Annotated in this window: 19 protein-coding genes; 9 read left to right on the top strand and 10 right to left on the bottom strand. The window is 66.7% G+C overall.

Features of this window, described 5'->3' with window-relative positions; genetic code table 11:
* Positions 1 to 40: 40 nt before the first annotated feature.
* From KEC56_RS05355 to KEC56_RS05335, 5 genes are all read right to left on the bottom strand, one after another.
* Complete coding sequence (locus KEC56_RS05355) at positions 41 to 2,374, bottom strand: SIR2 family protein (protein WP_227530161.1); 2,334 nt, start codon at positions 2,372 to 2,374, stop codon at positions 41 to 43.
* 144 nt (positions 2,375 to 2,518) lie between these two features.
* Positions 2,519 to 2,929 carry a hypothetical protein gene (locus KEC56_RS05350; protein WP_227530160.1) on the bottom strand — a complete coding sequence of 137 codons (411 nt, stop codon included), beginning with the start codon at positions 2,927 to 2,929 and terminating at the stop codon, positions 2,519 to 2,521.
* A gap of 108 nt (positions 2,930 to 3,037) precedes the next feature.
* On the bottom strand, positions 3,038 to 3,994 hold the full coding sequence (locus KEC56_RS05345; protein ID WP_227530159.1) for a hypothetical protein: 957 nt from the start codon (positions 3,992 to 3,994) through the stop codon (positions 3,038 to 3,040).
* Entirely contained in the window at positions 3,991 to 4,482 is a 492-nt protein-coding gene (locus KEC56_RS05340) for a DUF6932 family protein (protein ID WP_227530158.1), read from the bottom strand. Before KEC56_RS05340 ends, KEC56_RS05345 begins: the two co-directional genes overlap by 4 nt.
* A 306-nt stretch (positions 4,483 to 4,788) precedes the next feature.
* Positions 4,789 to 5,418, bottom strand: a complete 630-nt coding sequence (locus KEC56_RS05335) for a hypothetical protein (protein WP_227530157.1) — start codon at positions 5,416 to 5,418, stop codon at positions 4,789 to 4,791.
* Between the two features lie 315 nt (positions 5,419 to 5,733).
* On the opposite strand from KEC56_RS05335, the gene KEC56_RS05330 reads away from it, so the two are divergent.
* Together KEC56_RS05330 and KEC56_RS05325 are read left to right on the top strand one after the other, a co-directional pair.
* Positions 5,734 to 6,174 (top strand): GIY-YIG nuclease family protein, encoded by a 441-nt coding sequence (locus tag KEC56_RS05330; protein WP_227530156.1) that lies wholly within the window; start codon positions 5,734 to 5,736, stop codon positions 6,172 to 6,174.
* The gene (locus KEC56_RS05325; RefSeq protein ID WP_227530155.1) at positions 6,171 to 6,554 is read left to right on the top strand and encodes a DoxX family protein; all 384 of its coding nucleotides are present in this window, start codon (positions 6,171 to 6,173) and stop codon (positions 6,552 to 6,554) included. The genes KEC56_RS05330 and KEC56_RS05325 overlap by 4 nt, the downstream gene beginning before the upstream one ends.
* A 64-nt stretch (positions 6,555 to 6,618) precedes the next feature.
* On the opposite strand, the gene KEC56_RS05320 is transcribed toward KEC56_RS05325, so the two are convergent.
* From KEC56_RS05320 to zapE, 4 genes are all read right to left on the bottom strand, one after another.
* Positions 6,619 to 7,008, bottom strand: a complete 390-nt coding sequence (locus tag KEC56_RS05320) for an SPW repeat domain-containing protein (RefSeq protein ID WP_227530154.1) — start codon at positions 7,006 to 7,008, stop codon at positions 6,619 to 6,621.
* An 81-nt stretch (positions 7,009 to 7,089) separates the two neighbouring features.
* Positions 7,090 to 7,662, bottom strand: coding sequence for a type II toxin-antitoxin system PemK/MazF family toxin (locus tag KEC56_RS05315; protein WP_227530153.1), 573 nt, complete (start codon positions 7,660 to 7,662; stop codon positions 7,090 to 7,092).
* 33 nt (positions 7,663 to 7,695) lie between these two features.
* Entirely contained in the window at positions 7,696 to 8,934 is a 1,239-nt protein-coding gene (locus KEC56_RS05310; protein WP_227530152.1) for an ammonium transporter, read from the bottom strand.
* Positions 8,935 to 9,050: 116 nt separating this feature from the next.
* The gene (gene zapE, locus KEC56_RS05305; protein ID WP_227530151.1) at positions 9,051 to 10,082 is read right to left on the bottom strand and encodes a cell division protein ZapE; all 1,032 of its coding nucleotides are present in this window, start codon (positions 10,080 to 10,082) and stop codon (positions 9,051 to 9,053) included.
* A gap of 120 nt (positions 10,083 to 10,202) precedes the next feature.
* Between zapE and KEC56_RS05300 the strand changes: the two genes are divergently transcribed.
* Complete coding sequence (locus tag KEC56_RS05300; RefSeq protein ID WP_227530150.1) at positions 10,203 to 11,099, top strand: sulfurtransferase; 897 nt, start codon at positions 10,203 to 10,205, stop codon at positions 11,097 to 11,099.
* Positions 11,100 to 11,133: 34 nt separating this feature from the next.
* Positions 11,134 to 11,565 (top strand): SufE family protein, encoded by a 432-nt coding sequence (locus KEC56_RS05295; protein ID WP_175986245.1) that lies wholly within the window; start codon positions 11,134 to 11,136, stop codon positions 11,563 to 11,565.
* Here the strand turns inward: KEC56_RS05295 and KEC56_RS05290 are convergent, their stop codons facing one another.
* Positions 11,566 to 12,720, bottom strand: a complete 1,155-nt coding sequence (locus tag KEC56_RS05290) for an alpha/beta hydrolase family protein (RefSeq protein ID WP_227530149.1) — start codon at positions 12,718 to 12,720, stop codon at positions 11,566 to 11,568.
* A gap of 25 nt (positions 12,721 to 12,745) precedes the next feature.
* On the opposite strand from KEC56_RS05290, the gene KEC56_RS05285 reads away from it, so the two are divergent.
* The 5 genes from KEC56_RS05285 (at position 12,746) to KEC56_RS05265 (ending at position 18,545) form a co-directional block, all read left to right on the top strand.
* Positions 12,746 to 13,327 carry a DUF3000 domain-containing protein gene (locus KEC56_RS05285; RefSeq protein WP_227530148.1) on the top strand — a complete coding sequence of 194 codons (582 nt, stop codon included), beginning with the start codon at positions 12,746 to 12,748 and terminating at the stop codon, positions 13,325 to 13,327.
* Positions 13,320 to 14,513 carry an HRDC domain-containing protein gene (locus KEC56_RS05280; protein WP_227530147.1) on the top strand — a complete coding sequence of 398 codons (1,194 nt, stop codon included), beginning with the start codon at positions 13,320 to 13,322 and terminating at the stop codon, positions 14,511 to 14,513. Before KEC56_RS05285 ends, KEC56_RS05280 begins: the two co-directional genes overlap by 8 nt.
* Before the next feature lie 73 nt (positions 14,514 to 14,586).
* Positions 14,587 to 15,792: a thiolase family protein gene (locus tag KEC56_RS05275; protein ID WP_227530146.1), complete on the top strand. Its 1,206-nt coding sequence runs from the start codon at positions 14,587 to 14,589 to the stop codon at positions 15,790 to 15,792.
* Between the two features lie 11 nt (positions 15,793 to 15,803).
* Positions 15,804 to 17,951, top strand: coding sequence for a 3-hydroxyacyl-CoA dehydrogenase NAD-binding domain-containing protein (locus KEC56_RS05270; protein ID WP_175986240.1), 2,148 nt, complete (start codon positions 15,804 to 15,806; stop codon positions 17,949 to 17,951).
* Positions 17,952 to 18,092: 141 nt separating this feature from the next.
* Positions 18,093 to 18,545, top strand: coding sequence for an SPFH domain-containing protein (locus tag KEC56_RS05265; RefSeq protein WP_227530145.1), 453 nt, complete (start codon positions 18,093 to 18,095; stop codon positions 18,543 to 18,545).
* Positions 18,546 to 18,663: the final 118 nt, after the last annotated feature.

The raw sequence follows: 18,663 nt of genomic DNA, 5'->3' as shown, positions 1-18,663 counted from the left end.
GCTGCACGCGGCGATGCGTGCCTTCCGGAGCGCTCGAGTGTCAGGAGAGATCGCGCAGTCGGTTTCGCACCTCACGTATCACGAATCTCGGACGCTCGAGCCAGGATTCGTCGCCAGCCATAACGTCCCGGAGCATTTCTTCCGCTCGTTCGAGATAGCCGCGGACCAGATCCGCTTCGAGCGCGCGGCTCATGCGCAGGCTGCAGTCGGCGAACACAAGCGCGTGAAGTCCCTTTCGCTGGTCGGATTCGAAGGCGTTCTCAAGTCCATCGAGTGCACGAAAACATAGCGCCTGCGCCTCGGGGATAGTGCCGGCCTTCTCCACATTCGCGCGGAAGAGAATGCGGTTGTAGGTGTTCTCGATTGTCCAGTTGACGCGCTTTCGGGCACCCCTCGCGTGATCGATCTCACGAAATGCTGCGTCGAACTGACGGTGCTCCGCCAAGAACAGGGCCTTCTGCTGCTCAACGTAGTACTGGGGCCCAACATTCTGGACCTCCAGTTTGCTCTTGATCTTGTCGTACTCATCGGCGCCATCCTGCCAAGACGAGAACGCGCGAGAGTATAGGCGGTGGTCATAGCCGCGACGGCGGAACACGTCGTACGAAGGGATGCGAAGTGGTGAGACGTTCGCCTGAAAGCGCTGAAGCATCGTACGCAACGCCGATCCGGGCACTCCGGACAGCACGTTCTCCGCGACCTGCATCGATCTGGCGGCGAAGTAGTCCTGGTCCTCCGCTGCATGCTGGCCTTCGTACTCGCTCAGCAGTTCCCCGACTGACTCGACCATCTGGTAGAGAGTGCGGTAATCGTCGATTGACTCACGGAAGAACGCGACGGCGACGTCCATCGACAATGGCACTCGACCGTAATGCAGATAGCAGGCCAAGATGAGCATCAGCGCATCTTCTGGCTCGGATCTGTAGATGGAGCCGATGTACTCCACCAGACGCTCATCGATCGTCTTCTCCGAGAGATTCGCTCGCACCATCTCGCTTACCGTTGGCGTCAGCGAGTACGAGGTTTCGGGCCATTCCATGAGGCGGCGCTTGATGCGGACTGGAATCGAGTACCAAACGCGTTGAAGGTCTTCCTTCGACACAGAACTCACTGCGACACGCGCCCCGATCCGGGCATCCGCTATACGGTGCGACACCGAACTGAGGTTGTAATCGCGATCCGCGGCCACCACGACGGCGTGGCGCAGATGCGTGAGTCGCACGAGCGACTCGATGTCCCCGGCGACGTTGTCAATGAGGATGAGCGCACGCCCGTCGCCAACCTGTCTACTGATCAGTTCCGCTTCGGGGAGCGAGGGGCTGTCAAGGAGGATCCGTGGGCCATCGAACGGCGCGTGTGCCGCTACCTGCATCAGCAGCGTCGTCTTGCCACTGCCGGGGATGCCCGACAGCAAGGTGTTCGCACCCGCAGCAACGTTGTTCAGAATGGTCGCGAAGTGTGAAGTTCGCACGACCTGCGTCGAATAGACGTCGCTCCAGGAAGGCGCCGCCCCAAGGTAGAAATCTTCGAGGGGTCGGGATGCCGTCTGAGTCGAGTTCGGCACATTTCCCAGATGCTGGTCAGCAGCATCCGCACTTGGGGCCGCTGCGATGTTCTCGTCGATGTACCGAAGAAGATGCTCAGTGTCCGCCACGATGATCTGAAATCCAAGCGCGCGGAAGTACTCGATCATTGCGGGGTCATCACTGCCCGGGCGGACCTGAATCCAGGCGCTTCCGGGCAGCTCGTTGCCAGCAGTCCCACTTCGAAGCACCTGAAGGGTGCCCGCGTCTCTCAAGGAGTAGCCAGCGAACAGTGTTGGAGAATCACGAAGGCGTTGACGCAGCAACATCCACCGATCGGGGTCGGCCGTCGCCGCGGCGGCCAAGTCGAGTGGTCCGAAGATGTACGGGCGATTGGGATCGCGAACCGATCCGTGCAACTTGACGATATCGATTGCCGACCCCGACGCCGCTGCACCGCGGGAATACACGTCGTTTAGGAAGTGAACATCCGACTCACCGAGCACCGCCTCGAACAAGTCATCGATGTTTGTTGTGAAAATCGATCTGATCGCAATCTTCTCAAGTACGCGATAACTCGGGTCGAACTCACTGACAGTGAAACGCTTGCGGAGGAACTCCTCGAGGCCAGGAGCGTCGCGGGCGGCGATCACTGTGCTCAACTGGGGAAGATCCAGGCTGCCGTTCGGATCGACGCCGAACTCTGCTCGCAGTTCGTTGGACAGGACATCGCCTACGGGCAATGGTCCAATGGCGGATTCCGCCATTGCGCTCCAGCCGGCACCGGTGAAGATGTTGATCCCGGTTCTCGCGGCTTGCAAAAAACTAGCCGCGTTCTCGACTTCGATCATTCCGCCCCCTTGTCCATCTGAAAGTCAGCATGCCACAGACCGCGCGCAGACCATCGCGAGACGCCGCCGTATGCACATCGACTGTGCCTGCAGATGCAGGAGCCGCTGATCGGAATGCTTGGTCGCTTCCCATGGGATGAAGCGCTAGCGCGTGGGGATGAACAGGCCGCACGCTTCAGCCAACTGGTCGGGCCAGAAGACAGGCTGAAGCGGCGAGGGTTTCCAGCCGGTCGCCTCTTGGATGAATCCGCCCTTGTCGGCTCGGTTCTCGTTCCACAACTTGTCTTCGACGGGCAGCCGCGTCCACTGGATCGGCTCGCCGGTCGTAACGTCGATCGGCGTCGTGAACGAGTCGAGGAACGTCTCGGGGTCGTAGTCGCTGAGGTTGATCGCGTGCGGTGCCGCTTCGAAGACCTCGCCGCCGACGAACCAGGAGATGCGCACTGCGCCCTCGCCCCAGCGCTCTTCGGCTCGCTCGTCGACGGGGTAGCGCTTGCGCCAGATGCGCCACAGTTCGCGTGCTGACGTATCGTCGCTGTCGTAGTCGTCACTCACCGGGTCGCCATTGGCCTCCCAGACCAGCGTGAGATCACCGATGCGTTCGACGTCGTGATTCGCAAGTTCCAGGGGTACATCGCAGGCTCGCTCTCGGCTCGTGTGCGGTCAGATCAGCGTCGGGGCAGCGGGCAGCGGCTCGATCGAGCGCAGCGTGTAGACCTGTCGACGTCGTGGGTTTGCACCCTTGCCGACGATCGTCACGACGTCGAACACGGCGCGCACGCGCTCATTCGCGGCGTCGTGCTGCACAACCTGTTCCATGAGTTCAGCGCTCGGCACCGCAGCCTCGATCGCGCCCGCGCCGTCCGGTGCGAACCACAAGGCGCCAACCGACCGCCGCTGACCGTCGATCGCGCCGACCAGCACGACTTCGGTCGCGCTCTCCTGCCGCTCGTCGAGCACTCGCAGCAGCGCCTTCGCGCCGTCCGGCCCGACGTGCACGCGCTGGAAACCGTGCTGCGACCGCAACTCGCCGTCGATGTCCCAGTCCTGCGCGTCGATCGCCTTCGCGGCACGCTTCAGACCGGCGTGCGCCTTCTGCGGCAGATCAGCGGCGAGACCAGACAGCACGTCGTCGGTGACGTTCGCGCCTTCGGCCTGAGATCGAGCGAGCAGCACGGCGACCGTGTCGAGCGACTTCGAGTCGACGGACGGCGTGCGCGTGTTCTGCGCGGTGCGGCCCGCTGCCTCTTCGGGCGTCGCGGCCTTCAGCACGACGCGGACAGAGCCGGGGCTGGGCGCAAGGATGCGCAGCGTCGACGCTCGCCGCTGATAGCCAAGGAAGTGCTTCGCGACTTCCTTCGTCGCGTCGGCTACGCCCCGCACGAACTGAGCGAACGACTCGGCGTTGGCATCGTGGCCGTGCACCGTGTCGCCTGTCAGATGCAGGTCGAGTTCAGATTGCGCGCGGCTGGTGAGTTCGAAGAGCACGTGACGGAGCGCGTCATTCTCGGCAGCGAGGGCTTCGAGCGACTGCCGCTGTAGTCGGCTCGCGAAGTCGTCGCCCTCGGCGGCGTGCCAGGCGTCGCGGAACTCGTCGAGTGCCTGTTCTGTCAGCGTCATGGCTTCACCTCCAAGAAGCCCTTGCGGGTGCCCGTCACCTTCTCGCGGTTCTGGTCGAGCACCGTAGACCAATGCTCGCGCCAGTAGAGCGTGTTGTCCACGTTGCCGCGAAGGCAGATGAACGCGTCGACCAGGCCCGACATCGGTTGCTGTCGCGGCGGCCCTGGTGCGGTGAACATCGGGGCGAGCCGCTGCTGCTCGTCGTCGGTGAGGTTGTTGAGATCATCCGGCCTGAGCATGACCGTAACATCGACGTCGGACGGTGCGGCCCACGGCTTGTGCGTGACGAAGCCGCCGTCGACCCAGAACCGGGCGTCAGGGACGATGCTCGTGATGATCTCGTGCCAGAGCCGGAAGCCGTCGAAGACGACGCGTCGGCGGTCGCTGAACGGCGCAGCGACGACGAAGCGCTCTTCGATCTCGTCGAGCGTCGCCGCGTGCAGGCCTTGTGGCAGGTACCAAGCCCCGTCTTCGAAGGCCGGGATCACGCGTCGTTCCCCATGCGCGTGAGTATATCCATCGCGCTCGCCGCTTCGTTGTTCCCATGACGGGAGCATGCGCCGGGCCGCGCTCGTCGAGATGCCCCGCCCGCGTGGACGCCGAGCACCGGCGCGGGCGAGCGCGCGCTCGGGAACTGGATACCGCGTATGCGATTCTTCCTATGGCTTGACAGACCTGCTACTGCTGCGCGCGCCTGGCGGTTCCTACAGGTGTCTCCCCGCGCCTCGCTCGCGTCGGCGGCGTCTCGACGAGCAGCGCGAGCGCGCGGCGTCGGTGGTGCTTGACGTCGACCGTCACGCCTCGCTCGGCGCGGGCGTCTGAAGCGTCTGCCCCGTAGACGTCGCGAGGAACGCCGCACCGCGATCGCGCGCGTCGAGATCGAAACTGAGCGGCGAGCGTCGGCTCGTGCCGTCGCCGAGTTCGACAGCGCCCCTGAACCGGCGACGACCCTCACGACGAGCGAACGCCTCGACGTTCGTCAACATGCACTCGCGCGACGCGCTCGCGCCCGGTTCCAGTCGCTGCGGCAGAGGTGGATCATCGTCGTACGTCCACGACATGTTCTTGTTCTGAGCGGGCTTGCCGACCGAGAAGTAGAAGCGCTCGATGTCGACAGTGGCTCGCCCCACGTTGCGCGCCGTGATCTTCACGAAGACGACCGAGTACAGCACATGGCTCGGCGGCACCGACGTAGCAGCCCAGCCACGCCGACCGCGACGACCGACCCAGGACGCCGAGCGGCCCGGATTCCGCACGACGGCCTCGATCTCGACCACAACGCGATGACCGGATCGCACCCACGCGATGATGTTCCAGATCAGGGCGCTCAGACCGACCAGAGCGGCGAAGATCGAAATGCAGAGAGCGACGAGCGCGAGGGGATCGACAACCGGATCGCCGGTCGGTTCAGGTGCGGGGGTCACGACGCTGAGACTATCGCTCTGCGTGTCCGTTGAGAGAGCCGGGCGACCGGCAACGATAGGTCATGCAACGTCAGATCGTTGTGCATTCCGTTGTGCACGCTGCCCACCATCGACCGGCACGGGGCAATACGGGATGCGGTGTTCAAGTGCTGGGGCGGCTATAAATCAGCACGTCCCAGCACTCGACACCACGCGGCAACATGCCGCGATCGTCATTCACACGGAAGAGGTCGTCGGTTCGAGTCCGGCATCGCCCACCACATCTTCTCATCGATCGACCAGTCGGTTGTCCCTGCCTCCGCGTAATCTCGGCGTATGCCGAACGACACCGCGCTTCCCGGTCCGTGCCGGCTCTGCGGCGGCATCCGCGGTGCGCGTCGGCGCGACCGATGGTTCTGCGTCGACTGCGCGTGGCGGTACGGCGATGCTCCGGATGCCGACCTGCCGCTCCCCCGCATCGACGTCGTCTACTACCTGCGCTACGACCAGCGCGTGAAGATCGGCACGAGCAGGCGCCCGCGCCAGCGTCTCGCCAGCATCCGGCACGACGAACTCCTCGCGTTCGAACGAGGCGACCGCAGGATCGAACAGCGGCGCCACCGCGAATTCGCATCCCTCCGCGAGGGCGGCGAGTGGTTCACCTTCACGCCAGACCTCGAGGCTCATATCAACGGGCTGCGACGAAACGGTGAACCCTGGATCCTCTACGGCCGCTGGCTCAGCGCCGCGCTGCAAGCGGGTACCGTGAACGGATGATCCGATACATCGCACGGTGGGCTCTTGCGCTCGGTCTCGCTTTCATGGGCGTCATGCACTTCGTGCAGACGCGCGGGTTCCGAGGACTCATCCCGGACTGGGCCACCCGTTTCACCGGGCTCGACAAGGACGGTGTCGTGGTCGCATCCGGTGCGGCTGAGCTCGCGCTCGCGGCAGGGCTCGTCGCGCTGCCGAAGGAGCGCCGACGCATCGGATGGGCGACCGCGGCATTCTTCGTCGCCGTGTTCCCCGGCAACGTTCAGCAGTGGCGCGCCGGCTGGTCCGCCCCCGGACTCGACACGGACACGAAGCGGCTCGTCCGCCTCCTCCTGCAGCCGGTGCTCATTCTGTGGGCCCTCTGGAGCACGCGGGCTCGCTGACACACCACGGCGCGCACCTCACCCGTCTCATCGACGGGGGAGATGCGCGCAGGGGCCCCGTTTCTCAGGCGCGCGCGGCGGTCCGCGACGCGCTCCCCTCCGGCTGAGGCTTCGAGAAGATCACGACGACGATGACGGCGGCACCGACGACGACGTGCGGCAGCCAGACGTTCGCCGCTTCGCCCCCGAACCCGAAGATCCACGGCGACAGAGCCAGGAACAGACTCGCCACGATGTCGAAGACGAGATGGACCGACATCGGGATGAACCCGAACGGGCCCCACTCGTACTTCGTGAACAGGCTGTAGACGATGAGCCCGACGCCGAGGACGATCGGGATGACGACGGCCGGTCCGCCGACGCCGGCGAACCCGAAAAGCCACGGAGCGGCGATCAGGGCGATGCCGACGAGGTAGTCGAGGACACCGTGGACCTTGGTGGGGATGAAGCGCATGATTCTCCTCCTTGCATGAGGCCGCGGGAAGCGGCTGACACAGAAGGTTCGGAGCACTCCGGGAATCGGATCGGAACGCGTTCAGCGGTGCGCCCAGCCGTAGCGATGCACGAGAGCCTCGGCGACCCGCTCGTAACGGGATCGGTCGAGGATCGCGGCCTCGCGGCGCATCCCGGATTCGTGCACGCTGTACAGCTGCTCGATGTCGACCCACGATTCGCGGCCCTGCGAGTCCCAGTCGCCGGCGCCGACCCCGAGGTAATCACGATCGCGCTCGTGAGGCTTGCTGGTCATCCGCACCGCGTACACGCGCTGCGCCGACTGCCGCCCGATCACCAGGACGGGGCGGTCCTTGCCGCGCCCGTCGTTCTCCTCGTACGGCACCCATGTCCAGATCACTTCACCGGCGTCCGGTGCACCGTCCCTGGACGGCGCGTACTCCACGCGCAGATCGCGTATGCCACCGGGGTCGATACGCACCGTCTCGCTCCCCCGCTGTGCTCCAGCGCCGGATTCCTCGTCGCGCAGGCGGGCACGGGGTCCGGACGCACCAGGACGCCCCGGCTCCGACTGCGGAGTCCGGGGCGTCCTGGTGCTGAATGACTTCAGAAGGAGGTCGAGGAGCCGACCGAGGATGCTCTGGGAGGAACTCACCCCGTCACTGTATCGATCAGCATCCGGTCGCGCTCAGGCGTCGACCAGCGCGTAGCCCTCCTCGCCGTGGACGACCGAATCGACACCGGCGATCTCGTCCTCGTTGGCGATGCGGAATCCGATCGTCTTCTGGATCACGAAGCCGATGATGAAGGCGACGACGAAGGAGTAGATCAGCACACCGAGGGCCGCGATCACCTGGACGACCAGCTGGCGGGCGTCGCCGCCCACGAACAGGCCGGTGCCGGTGGCGAAGAAGCCCAGGTACACGGTTCCGATGAGGCCGCCGACCAGGTGGATGCCGACCACGTCGAGCGAGTCGTCGAAGCCGAGGCGGAACTTCAGCTCGACGGCGAGGGCGCACACGATGCCGGAGATCGCTCCGAGCAGCAGCGCCCAGCCGGGGGTCAGGTTGGCGCAGGCGGGGGTGATCGCGACGAGACCGGCGACGGCACCGGATGCGGCGCCGACCGAGGTGGGCTTGCCGTCCTTGATCTTCTCGATGAGGATCCAGCCGAGGATGGCCGCCGCGGTGGCACCCAGGGTGTTCAGACCGATCAGGCCGACACCGCCCATGTCCTCCGCGAGCCACTCCGCACCGGCGTTGAAGCCGAACCAGCCGAACCACAGCAGGGCTGCACCCAGGAGCGTCAGCGGCACGTTGTGCGGCTTGAGGATGCCCTTCTGGAAGCCGATGCGCTTGCCCAGGACGAGGGCGAGTGCGAGAGCCGCTGCACCGGCGTTGATGTGCACCGCGGTACCACCGGCGTAGTCGATGACGCCGATGCCGCTGTCGGCGCCGAACATCGTCGTGCCGAGCTCCATGATCCAGCCGCCGCCCCAGACCCATGCCGCGATCGGGAAGTAGCCGACCGTCGCGAAGACGCCCGCGAAGATCAGCCAGCTGCCGAACTTCGCACGATCCGCGATGGCACCGGAGATCAGGGCCACGGTGATGATCGCGAACGTGGCGCCGTACGCGACGCCGATGAGCGCGACGTTCGAGCCTTCACCCGAGGCGAGTCCGCTCAGGCCGAAGTCGGCGAATGGGTTGCCGGCGAACGCGGTCGGGCTGTCGACGGCACTCATCGAGAAGCCGTACAGGATCCACAGCACGGCGACGAGGCCGATCGACCCGAAGCTCATCATCATCATGCTGACGACGCTCTTCGCCTTGACGAGACCGCCGTAGAAGAACGCGACGCCGGGCGTCATGAGCAGCACGAGCGCCGTGGCGGTAATACCCCAGGAGATGTTGCCGGGAGCATCCATAGGAAAACCTCACATCCGAAGTAGTTGAGAGCTTCAGTGTGACGAGGCTCCGTTTCCGGAATGCGCGCTCCCTGTTTCGAGGGTGTTACAGCGCAGGCGCTCGTGTGAACATCGCGTTACGGCGCGCTTTGCAGCTGCGCAGAATGAGTCAGCGCGTTCAGCCGCGATATGGCGCGAAGATACTTCTTGCGGTATCCGCCGCCGAGCATCTCCTCCGCGAAGACCTGGTCAAGGGATGTGCCGGTGGCGATGATCGGCACCTGTGCGTCGTACACGCGGTCGACGAACGCCACGAACCGCAGCGCCTCGGACTGGTCGGTCAGAACCTGGACGTCGCGCAGTCCCACCATCGAGACGCCGTCGATGAGGCGGATGTACCGCGAAGGGTGCACCTTGGCGAGGTGTCGGATGACGTCGGCGAACGCGTCGTCCGACGCCGTGCCCTCGATCGCCGCGAGCTCGCGCTGATACGCGGCGTCGTCGAGGACCACGGCCTTGCCGTCGAGCGCGCGCTGGCGGAAGTCGACGCCGTCGATGCGGATCGTCTGGAAGCTGTCCGACATCGCGTGGATCTCGCGGAGGAAGTCCTGCGCGGCGAACCGCCCCTCGCCGAGCGCGTTCGGCGGCGTGTTCGAGGTCGCCGCCAGGCGCGTGCCCGACGTGACGAGCTCGCCGAGCAACCGGGTCATGACCATGGTGTCGCCCGGATCGTCGAGCTCGAACTCGTCGATGCAGAGCAGATCCGAGCCGCGCAGCAGATCGACCGTGTTCTTGTAGCCCAGCGCGCCGACGAGCGCCGTGTACTCGATGAACGAGCCGAAGTACTTCCGCCGTGCAGGCATCGCGTGATAGATCGACGCGAGCAGGTGCGTCTTGCCCACGCCGAATCCGCCGTCGAGGTAGACGCCGGGCTTCATGTCCGGCTCCTTCTTCGCGCGGCTGAAGAATCCGGTCTTCTTCGCGGGGGCGCCCCGGCCGGCGAACCGCTGCAGCAGCTCCTTCGCCTCGGCCTGCGACGGATAGGCGTCATCGGATCGATAGCTGTCGAAGGTGGCGCCGTCGAACTGCGGCGGCGGCACGAGGCTCGCCAGCATCTCGGGTCCCGTGACGACGGGTTCGCGCGAGGTGAGGTGGATCGGTGCGGTCATGCGATTCCTGTGTCGAAGTCTTACGGATCCGGCGCCGGGCGCACCGAAGGGCTCTAGGGTCGAGGGGACGGGTCAACACTACGCCGTCCTGCACCCCTGCCACCCACCCGAGGAGCACCCATGACCATCGAGTCCGACACGAGTGTCGCGAAGTTCGCCGAGTACGCCGAACCGGGGCGCCTGGTGAGCACCGAGTGGCTGGCCGCGCACCTCGGCGATCCCGGCCTCGTCGTCGTCGAATCCGATGAGGACGTGCTTCTCTACGAGACGGGCCACATCCCCGGAGCCGTCAAGGTCGACTGGCACACCGAGCTCAACGACCCCGTCGTCCGCGACTACGTCGACGGGGAGGGCTTCGCCGACCTGCTCGGCCGCAAGGGCATCGAACGCTCCGACACCGTCGTCATCTACGGCGACAAGAACAACTGGTGGGCCGCGTACGCCCTGTGGGTGTTCTCGCTGTTCGGGCACGAGGACGTGCGCCTGCTCGACGGCGGACGCGATCGCTGGATCGCGGAGGGCCGTGAGATCACGACCGCGCCCGCAGACCGCCCCGTGACCGAATACCCGGTCGTCGACCGCGACGATTCCGTCCTCCGCGCGTACAAGGACGATGTGGTCGCCTTCATCGGCACCGGCCCCCTCATCGACGTCCGCTCCCCCGAGGAGTACAGCGGCGAGCGGACGACAGCGCCGGCCTACCCGGAGGAGGGCGCGCTGCGCGCCGGACACATCCCCACAGCGCAGAGTGTTCCGTGGGCGAAGGCGGTCGCCGAGAACGGCGGGTTCAAGAGCCGTGCCGAGCTCGATGCGATCTACCGAGAGGGCGCCGGCATCGCGGACGGCGACGATGTGATCGCCTACTGCCGGATCGGCGAGCGCTCCAGCCACACCTGGTTCGTGCTCAAGCACCTGCTCGGTATCGAGAACGTGCGCAACTACGACGGCTCGTGGACGGAGTGGGGCAGCGCCGTTCGCGTCCCGATCGTCACGGGAGCGGAGCCCGGCACGCTGTGAGTCGCGATCGCGCGGCCGTGGGAGGATTGAGGGGATGAGCACCACGCACGTTCCCGAGACTCTCGCAGAGATCCGCGACGACTTCCTCGAGCTGCCGGAGGCCGAGCGCCTGCAGTTGCTGCTGGAGTTCTCGAATGAGCTGCCCGCTGTCTCCGACGAGGTGGCGAGCCATCCCGAGATGTACGAGCGCGTCGCGGAGTGCCAGTCGCCGGTGTACATCCACGTCGACGTCCAGGACGATGTCGTCACGATGCACGCGACCGCACCTCCCGAGGCGCCGACGACCCGCGGGTTCGCGAGCATCCTCGTCCAGGGCATCACCGGCCTGAGCGCGGACGAGGTCATCGCGATCCCGGACGACTATCCGCAGTCGATCGGCCTGACGCGTGCTGTCTCTCCCCTGCGCATCGCCGGGATGACGGGCATGCTCCTGCGGGTCAAGCGGCAGGTCGCGCAGAAGCGCTGATCAGCCGGCGTCGGTGAATCCGTTCGCGCTCATCCACTCGGTGATGGCGGCCGTCCAGCCGACCTGGTCGTAGTTCCAGAGCTTGGTGTGACGGGCGACCGAGAAAGCCGGCATCGTGACGAGGTCGGGGCGCGCCGCGGCGAGAGCGTGCGATGCGTCGGCCGGGACGAAGCCGTCGTCGTCGCTGTGCAGGATCAGGGTCGGAACCGTCAGCTCGCCCGCCCGGGCCACCATGTCCAGCCGGTCGAAGGGGATCGCATCCTCCGCGCCGCTCAGCCGTGCCGTGAGCGGCGCGGACAGCGCGTTCATGGCCAGGGCAGGCAGCGGATCGACGATGCCGGACTCGTGCGCCTGGAACTTCAGCACGGTGCGCCAGTCGACGACAGGCGAATCGAGGATGAGACCGGCGATCGCCTGACGGTTGCCGGAGGACAGGGCGGTCTGCAACGCGATCGCGCCGCCCATCGACCAGCCCATCAGCAGCACGCGCACGGCCCCATGCCGCAGCGCGTACGCGATCGCGGCGTCCACATCCCGCCATTCCGAGGCGCCCAGAGCGTAGGATCCTCCGCGGCTGCGCGGAGCCTCGCCGTCGTTGCGGTACGAGACCACGAGGTTCGGCAGACCCAGGGCGTGGAAGACCGGGACCGCCCGGAGGCACTCGGCCCTGGTGACGCCGCGGCCGTGCACCTGGATCACCCAGGTCGACGATTCCGCCGGGAAGAACCAGGCGGGGCACGGTCCTGCCGGCGATCCGATCAGCACCGGCTCCCAGGGCAGATGCAGTTCCGTCGGCGAGGCGTAGTACCACCCGCTGAATCCGGCGGCGCGATCGATCTTCGCGCCCGGCTCGATCTGCGTGAGCAGCTTGCGCCGGACGCTCTTGGCGTCCGCGCTGAGCACCGCGCCGAGCTTGACGTATCCGTACGTCCCCGTCGTGAACAGACCGTAGCGGCCGGGAAGCTCGGTGTCGGGATTGCGGGTCAGCTCGATCGTCTGCGCGCCGGTGTCGACCGACAGGATCTCGGTGTCGGCGACGCGCGAGCGCGGGGTGACGACCCGGCGGCCGATCGAGAACACGAGCAGCGCCGCGCCGGTCGCGAACGCGAGCAGCGCGGGCACCAGGAATGCAACGGCGTGCCTGAGACTCTTCATCGCCTCCTGACTCTAGCCTGACACCGTGAGCGCACACCCTGACGCCGGAGCGTGGTTCGACCGCGTCGCCGACGATCTGCGTGCGACGACCTTCCGCAGCGACGTCGTCGTGCACGAGATCGCCGCGCCTCAGGGCCTGGCGCCGTTCTCGATCGCTCTCGCCGCCGAGGTCAGGCCTGACGAGCACGGCACCTCGATCTACGGCAGCGGACGCTTCGTGCTGCTGCACGATCCGGACCAGCCCGGAGCATGGGGCGGCCCGTGGCGCATCGTCGTTTTCGCCCAGGCCCCGCTCGAGCCCGAGATCGGCACGGACCCGCTCCTCGCCGACGTCACCTGGTCGTGGCTCGTCGATGCCCTCGACTCGCGGGATGCCGGGTATCACTCGGCATCCGGAACCTCGACGAAAACCCTCTCGAAGGGATTCGGATCTCTCGCGTCGGAAGGCGACGGCGCCCAGATCGAACTACGCTCTTCTTGGACGCCGGAAGAGCCGTTCCGGCCGCACGTCGAAGCATGGGCCGAACTGGTCGGCATGCTCGCCGGTCTCCCGCCCGGCTCAGAGAACATCGCCGTGTTCGGCGCGCGAAAGGCAGGTCGTGACTGAGTACTCCGTCATCGACGAATTCTCCCGTTTCGAAGAGGCATGCCGGATCCTGGCCGCGGGCACGGGCCCGGTCGCCGTGGACGTCGAACGCGCGTCCGGCTTCCGCTACTCGCAGCGTGCGTACCTGGTTCAGGTGTACCGCCGCGACGCCGGGGTGTTCCTTTTCGATGCCCCGTCCCTGGGCGACTTCTCCCCGCTGCAGGCGGCGATCGGCGATGCCGAATGGGTGTTCCACGCCGCCAGCCAGGACCTTCCCTCGCTGCGCGAACTCGGACTCGAGCCGTCCGTCATCTTCGACACGGAGCTCGCGGCGCGTCTGCTCGGCCACGAGCGGGTCGGCCTCGCGGCGGTCGTCGAGGACACCATCGGCATCACGCTGAAGAAGGAGCACTCCGCGGCGGACTGGTCGACCCGCCCGCTCCCCGCCTCCTGGCTGGAGTACGCGGCCCTCGACGTCCTGCACCTCGTCGACGTGCGCGACCGGATCGCCGAGGAGCTCGAGGAGCAGCAGAAGGTCGAATTCGCCGCCCAGGAGTTCTCCGCCACCCTCGCCCAGCCCCCGCGTCCGCCTCGTGAGGATCCATGGCGCCGGCTGAGCGGCCTGCACCAGGTGAAGGGTGCGCGCAATCTGGCCGTGGCACGGTCGCTGTGGGAAGCGCGCGAGGCATACGCGCAGCAGCAGGACACCTCGCCCGGTCGGCTGGTACCTGACCGCGCGCTCGTCGCCGCCGTTCTCGCCGGACCCCAGTCCAAGCAGGCGCTGGCGGGCGTATCCGCGTTCACCGGACGCGCCAGCCGCACCGAGCTCGACCGCTGGTGGAAGGCGATCGTCCGCGGGCGCGAGACCGAGGATCTCCCCAAGACCCGAGTGCCGAGCGACGCACTCCCCCCGCCGCGCGCCTGGGTGGACCGCAACCCGGAGGCAGACGCGCGCCTCAAGCTTGCTCGTCCGGCGATCGAGGAGGTCGCAGAGGGCCTGCACATGCCGACGGAGAACCTTCTGAAGCCGGAATCGCTGCGCAGACTCGCCTGGGCTCCCCCGGCGCTGACGACGGATGCGGTCGGCGCGGAGCTCGCGGCGCTGGGCGCTCGCCCCTGGCAGATTGAGCAGACTGCACAGAAGATCGTGGATGCCTTTGTAGAAGCCGCGCAATCGCCCGACCCGGCCATCGCTCCCGGCTCGTAGGTTCGATCCAACCGATTCCTGCCGCCCCGCACCCGCTCCTAGGCTGAGATCAATCCCAACCCTTGGAGGCAGAGTGGCCGAGATCTCGGACGTCTACTTCGTCGATGGAATGCGCACGCCCTTCGGCCGCGCCGGCGAAAAAGGCATGTACTGGAACACCCGCGCGGACGACCTCGCCGTAAAGGCGACGATCGGCCTGATGGAGCGGAACACCGCGGTCCCCGCCGACCGCATCGATGACGTCGCGATCGCCGCGACCTCGCAGACCGGCGACCAGGGCCTCACGCTCGGACGCTCCGTCGCGATCCTCGCCGGTCTCCCGAACACCGTGCCCGGCCTCGCCGTGGAGCGCATGTGCGCCGGCGCGATGACGAGCGTGACGACCATGGCAGCGTCGATCGGCGTCGGCATGTACGACTTCGCCCTCGCCGGCGGCGTCGAGCACATGGGCCACCACCCGATCGGCGGCAACGCGGACCCGAACCCCCGCTTCGTCGCGGAGAAGATGGTCGACGCCGGAGCGCTCAACATGGGCGTCACCGCCGAGCGCATCTTCGACCGCTTCCCGCACCTGACCAAGGAACGCTCGGACCGCTTCGGCATGCTCAGCCAGCACAAGGTGCAGGCCGCATACGACGCCGGCAAGATCCAGCCCGACCTCGTCCCCGTCGCCGTGAAGGACGCTGACGGTGCCTGGGGCCTCGCCACCGAGGATGAGGGCCGTCGCCCGCAGACCACCATGGAGGACCTCGCGGCTCTCAAGACGCCGTTCCGTCCCCACGGGCGCGTCACGGCCGGAACCTCCTCGCCGCTCACCGACGGCGCGACCATGTCGCTGCTCGCCGGCGGAGGCGCCGTGAAGGAGTTCGGCCTGCAGCCGAAGATGAAACTCGTCTCGTTCGCCTTCGCGGGCGTGCAGCCGGAGATCATGGGCATCGGTCCGATCCCGTCGACGGAGAAGGCCCTGAAGAAGGCCGGGCTCACCATCGACGACATCGGACTGTTCGAGCTCAACGAGGCGTTCGCCATCCAGGTGATCTCGCTGCTCGACCACTTCGGCATCGCTGACGACGACCCTCGGGTCAACCAGTGGGGCGGTGCGATCGCGGTGGGCCACCCGCTCGCGGCATCCGGCGTCCGCCTGATGATCCAGCTGGCGGCTCAGTTCGCCGAGCGTCCCGACGTCCGCTACGGCCTGACCGCGATGTGCGTCGGTCTCGGGCAGGGCGGTTCGGTCATCTGGGAGAACCCGTTCTACGACGGCAAGAAGCGCAAGTGAGGGATGCAGGAATGACCGACTACGACAAGATCGACTTCTCGTCCATCGTCGACCCGGCCGAGGGCGTCGAGGTCGTCACGCACTCCACCGTGCGCGACGTCCGCCTGCCTTCGGGCAAGGTCCTCGCTCTGATCACGCTCGACAACGGGCGCGACCACACCCGGCCGAACACGCTGGGTCCTGCGACGCTCACGGAACTCGGCAAGACGCTCGAGACCGTGAAGACGCGCGCGGCGGCCGGCGAGATCCAGGCCGTCGGCATCACCGGCAAGCAGTACATCCTCGCCGCCGGAGCCGACCTGTCCGACATCTCGATGCTGAAGTCCAAGGAGCAGGCGCAGCTCATCGCGCAGCTGGGCCACAAGGTCATCGGATCGCTGGGCGACCTCGGCGTGCCCTCCTTCGCCTTCGTCAACGGGCTGGCGCTGGGCGGTGGTCTCGAGATCGCACTGAACTCGACCTATCGCACGGTGGATGCCTCGGCCGCGGCCATCGCGCTGCCCGAGGTGTTCCTCGGCATCATCCCCGGCTGGGGCGGTGCCTACCTGCTGCCGAACCTCATCGGCATCGAGAACGCGCTCGAGGTCGTGATCTCGAACCCGCTCAAGCAGAACCGCATGCTGAAGCCTCAGCAGGCGTTCGACCTGGGCATCATGGACGCGATCTTCCCCGCCGCGAACTACCTCGAGAACTCGCTCGCATGGGCCGACAGCGTGCTCAGCGGCAAGACCAAGGTCGAGCGCAAGAACGAGCCGGGCAAGATCGAGCGCCTGACGAAGTGGCCGATCGCGATCAAGGTCGCGCGCGGCATGCTCGAGTCGAAGATCGGCACCATGCCCAAGGCTCCGTACGCGGCTCTCGACCTGCTCGACAAGGCCAAGAGCGGCACGAAGGCCGAGGGCTTCGCCCGCGAGGACGAAGCCCTCGCCGAACTCGTCACGGGCGATCAGTTCGCGGCATCCATGTACGCGTTCGATCTCGTGCAGAAGCGGGCGAAGCGTCCGGTCGGGGCCCCCGACAAGGCGCTGGCGAAGAAGGTCACGAAGGTCGGCATCATCGGTGCAGGTCTCATGGCCAGCCAGTTCGCGCTCCTGTTCGTGCGCAAGCTGCAGGTGCCGGTGCTCATCACCGACCTCGACCAGGCGCGCGTCGACAAGGGTGTCGCCTACATCCACGACGAGATCGGCAAGCTCGAGCAGAAGGGCCGCCTCGACTCCGATTCGGCCAACAAGCTGCGGGCTCTCGTGACCGGCACGACGGACAAGACGCAGTACGCGGATTGCGACTTCGTGATCGAGGCCGTGTTCGAGGAGGTCGGCGTCAAGCAGCAGGTCTTCGGCGAGATCGAGAAGATCGTCGCCGAGGACGCGATCCTCGCCACGAACACGTCGTCGCTGTCCGTCGAGGAGATCGGCGCGAAGCTCGCCCATCCCGAGCGCCTCGTCGGCTTCCATTTCTTCAACCCGGTCGCGGTCATGCCGCTGATCGAGATCGTGAAGACTCCGACCACCGATGAGCAGACGCTGTCGACCGCGTTCGTCGTCGCGAAGGGACTCGGCAAGAACGCCGTCCTCACCGCCGACGCTCCCGGTTTCGTCGTGAACCGCCTGCTCGCGAAGGTGATGGGCGAGGCTGCGCGCGCCGTGTACGAGGGAACGCCGGTCGCCGACGTCGAGAAGGCGTTCGGGCCGCTCGGCCTGCCGATGGGCCCGTTCCAGCTCATCGACCTGGTCGGCTGGAAGGTCGCAGCCCACGTGCAGGACACCATGGTCCGCCACTTCCCCGACCGGTTCTACGCGAACGAGAACTTCCACGCTCTCGCCGAGCTCGACCAGGTCGTGGAGAAGGACAAGGGCGGCCGCGTGACCGGCTGGACGAAGGCCGCGGAGAAGGCTCTCAAGGGGCACGTCGGCTCGTCGCCGGCATCGGCGCAGACGATCCTGCAGCGTGTGCAGGACGGTCTCGCACAGGAGATCAAGCTCATGCTCGACGAGAAGGTCGTCCCCGAGGTCGAGGACATCGACCTGTGCCTGATCCTCGGCGCCGGCTGGCCGTTCATCGACGGCGGCGCTTCGCCGTACCTCGACCGCGAGGGCGCATCGGAGCGGGTGTTCGGCGCGAGCTTCCACACCCCGCAGATCCGCGGCATCGGAGGCTGACGCTCACACCGAGAGGGCGGGGTCGGGCGTTTCGCCCGGCGCCGCCCTTTTTGCGTAACACCGAGGAAAATCATGGTGAACACCTCGTCGTGAAGGCGCTCGTCGACATCAGCGCACCGCGGAATGGGCGAAGGTGGAGCCATGGACGCGTTCTTGTCGATCTTCAGCAACGCCGGGATGTCCACGCTCGTGAAGAGCGGAACCGCGGTTCTCACCACATTGCTGGTGGTCCCGATGCTGCTCAAGCTCTTCCTCGTCACGGTTGACGAGGGGTGGGCTGCGATCCGAACGCGCAACGGCAAGCCGATCATCCGGCGGGCGAACTCCCGTGCGGTGCGCACCGGGCGCGGCACGGCCGGTGAGGTCGTGGCCCTGCAGCCGGGCACGCACGGCGCGTTCCCGATGTTCTACTGGTACAAGCTGATCGACGTGCGGGTGCGATCGACCGACCTGCCGGCCAGGCAGCTCACCGGCGCGACCGGCCACCAGCACCTCGTGCACGCCTCCTTCGAGTGGCGGCCGATCGCCACGGGTCGCGACCTTCGCGTGTTCGAGCTCGACGTCGTCAACGTCAAGGAGCGCGCGGCGAACTGAAGCGCCCTGGGTCTGATGGAGACTCGCGCTATTTGATTCCCACCAGGTGGTCGGTGGTGGTTTGGCCAGCATAGAACGTCTGCTCGAACTCGGCGGGTGGGACGTCGCTGAGGTAGCC

It is taken from the genome of Microbacterium tenebrionis (assembly GCF_020682665.1).
GTDB lineage: Bacteria > Actinomycetota > Actinomycetes > Actinomycetales > Microbacteriaceae > Microbacterium > Microbacterium tenebrionis.
The sequence above is the reverse complement of the archived record's forward strand: the minus strand, read 5'-3'. Positions and strand labels throughout refer to the sequence as shown.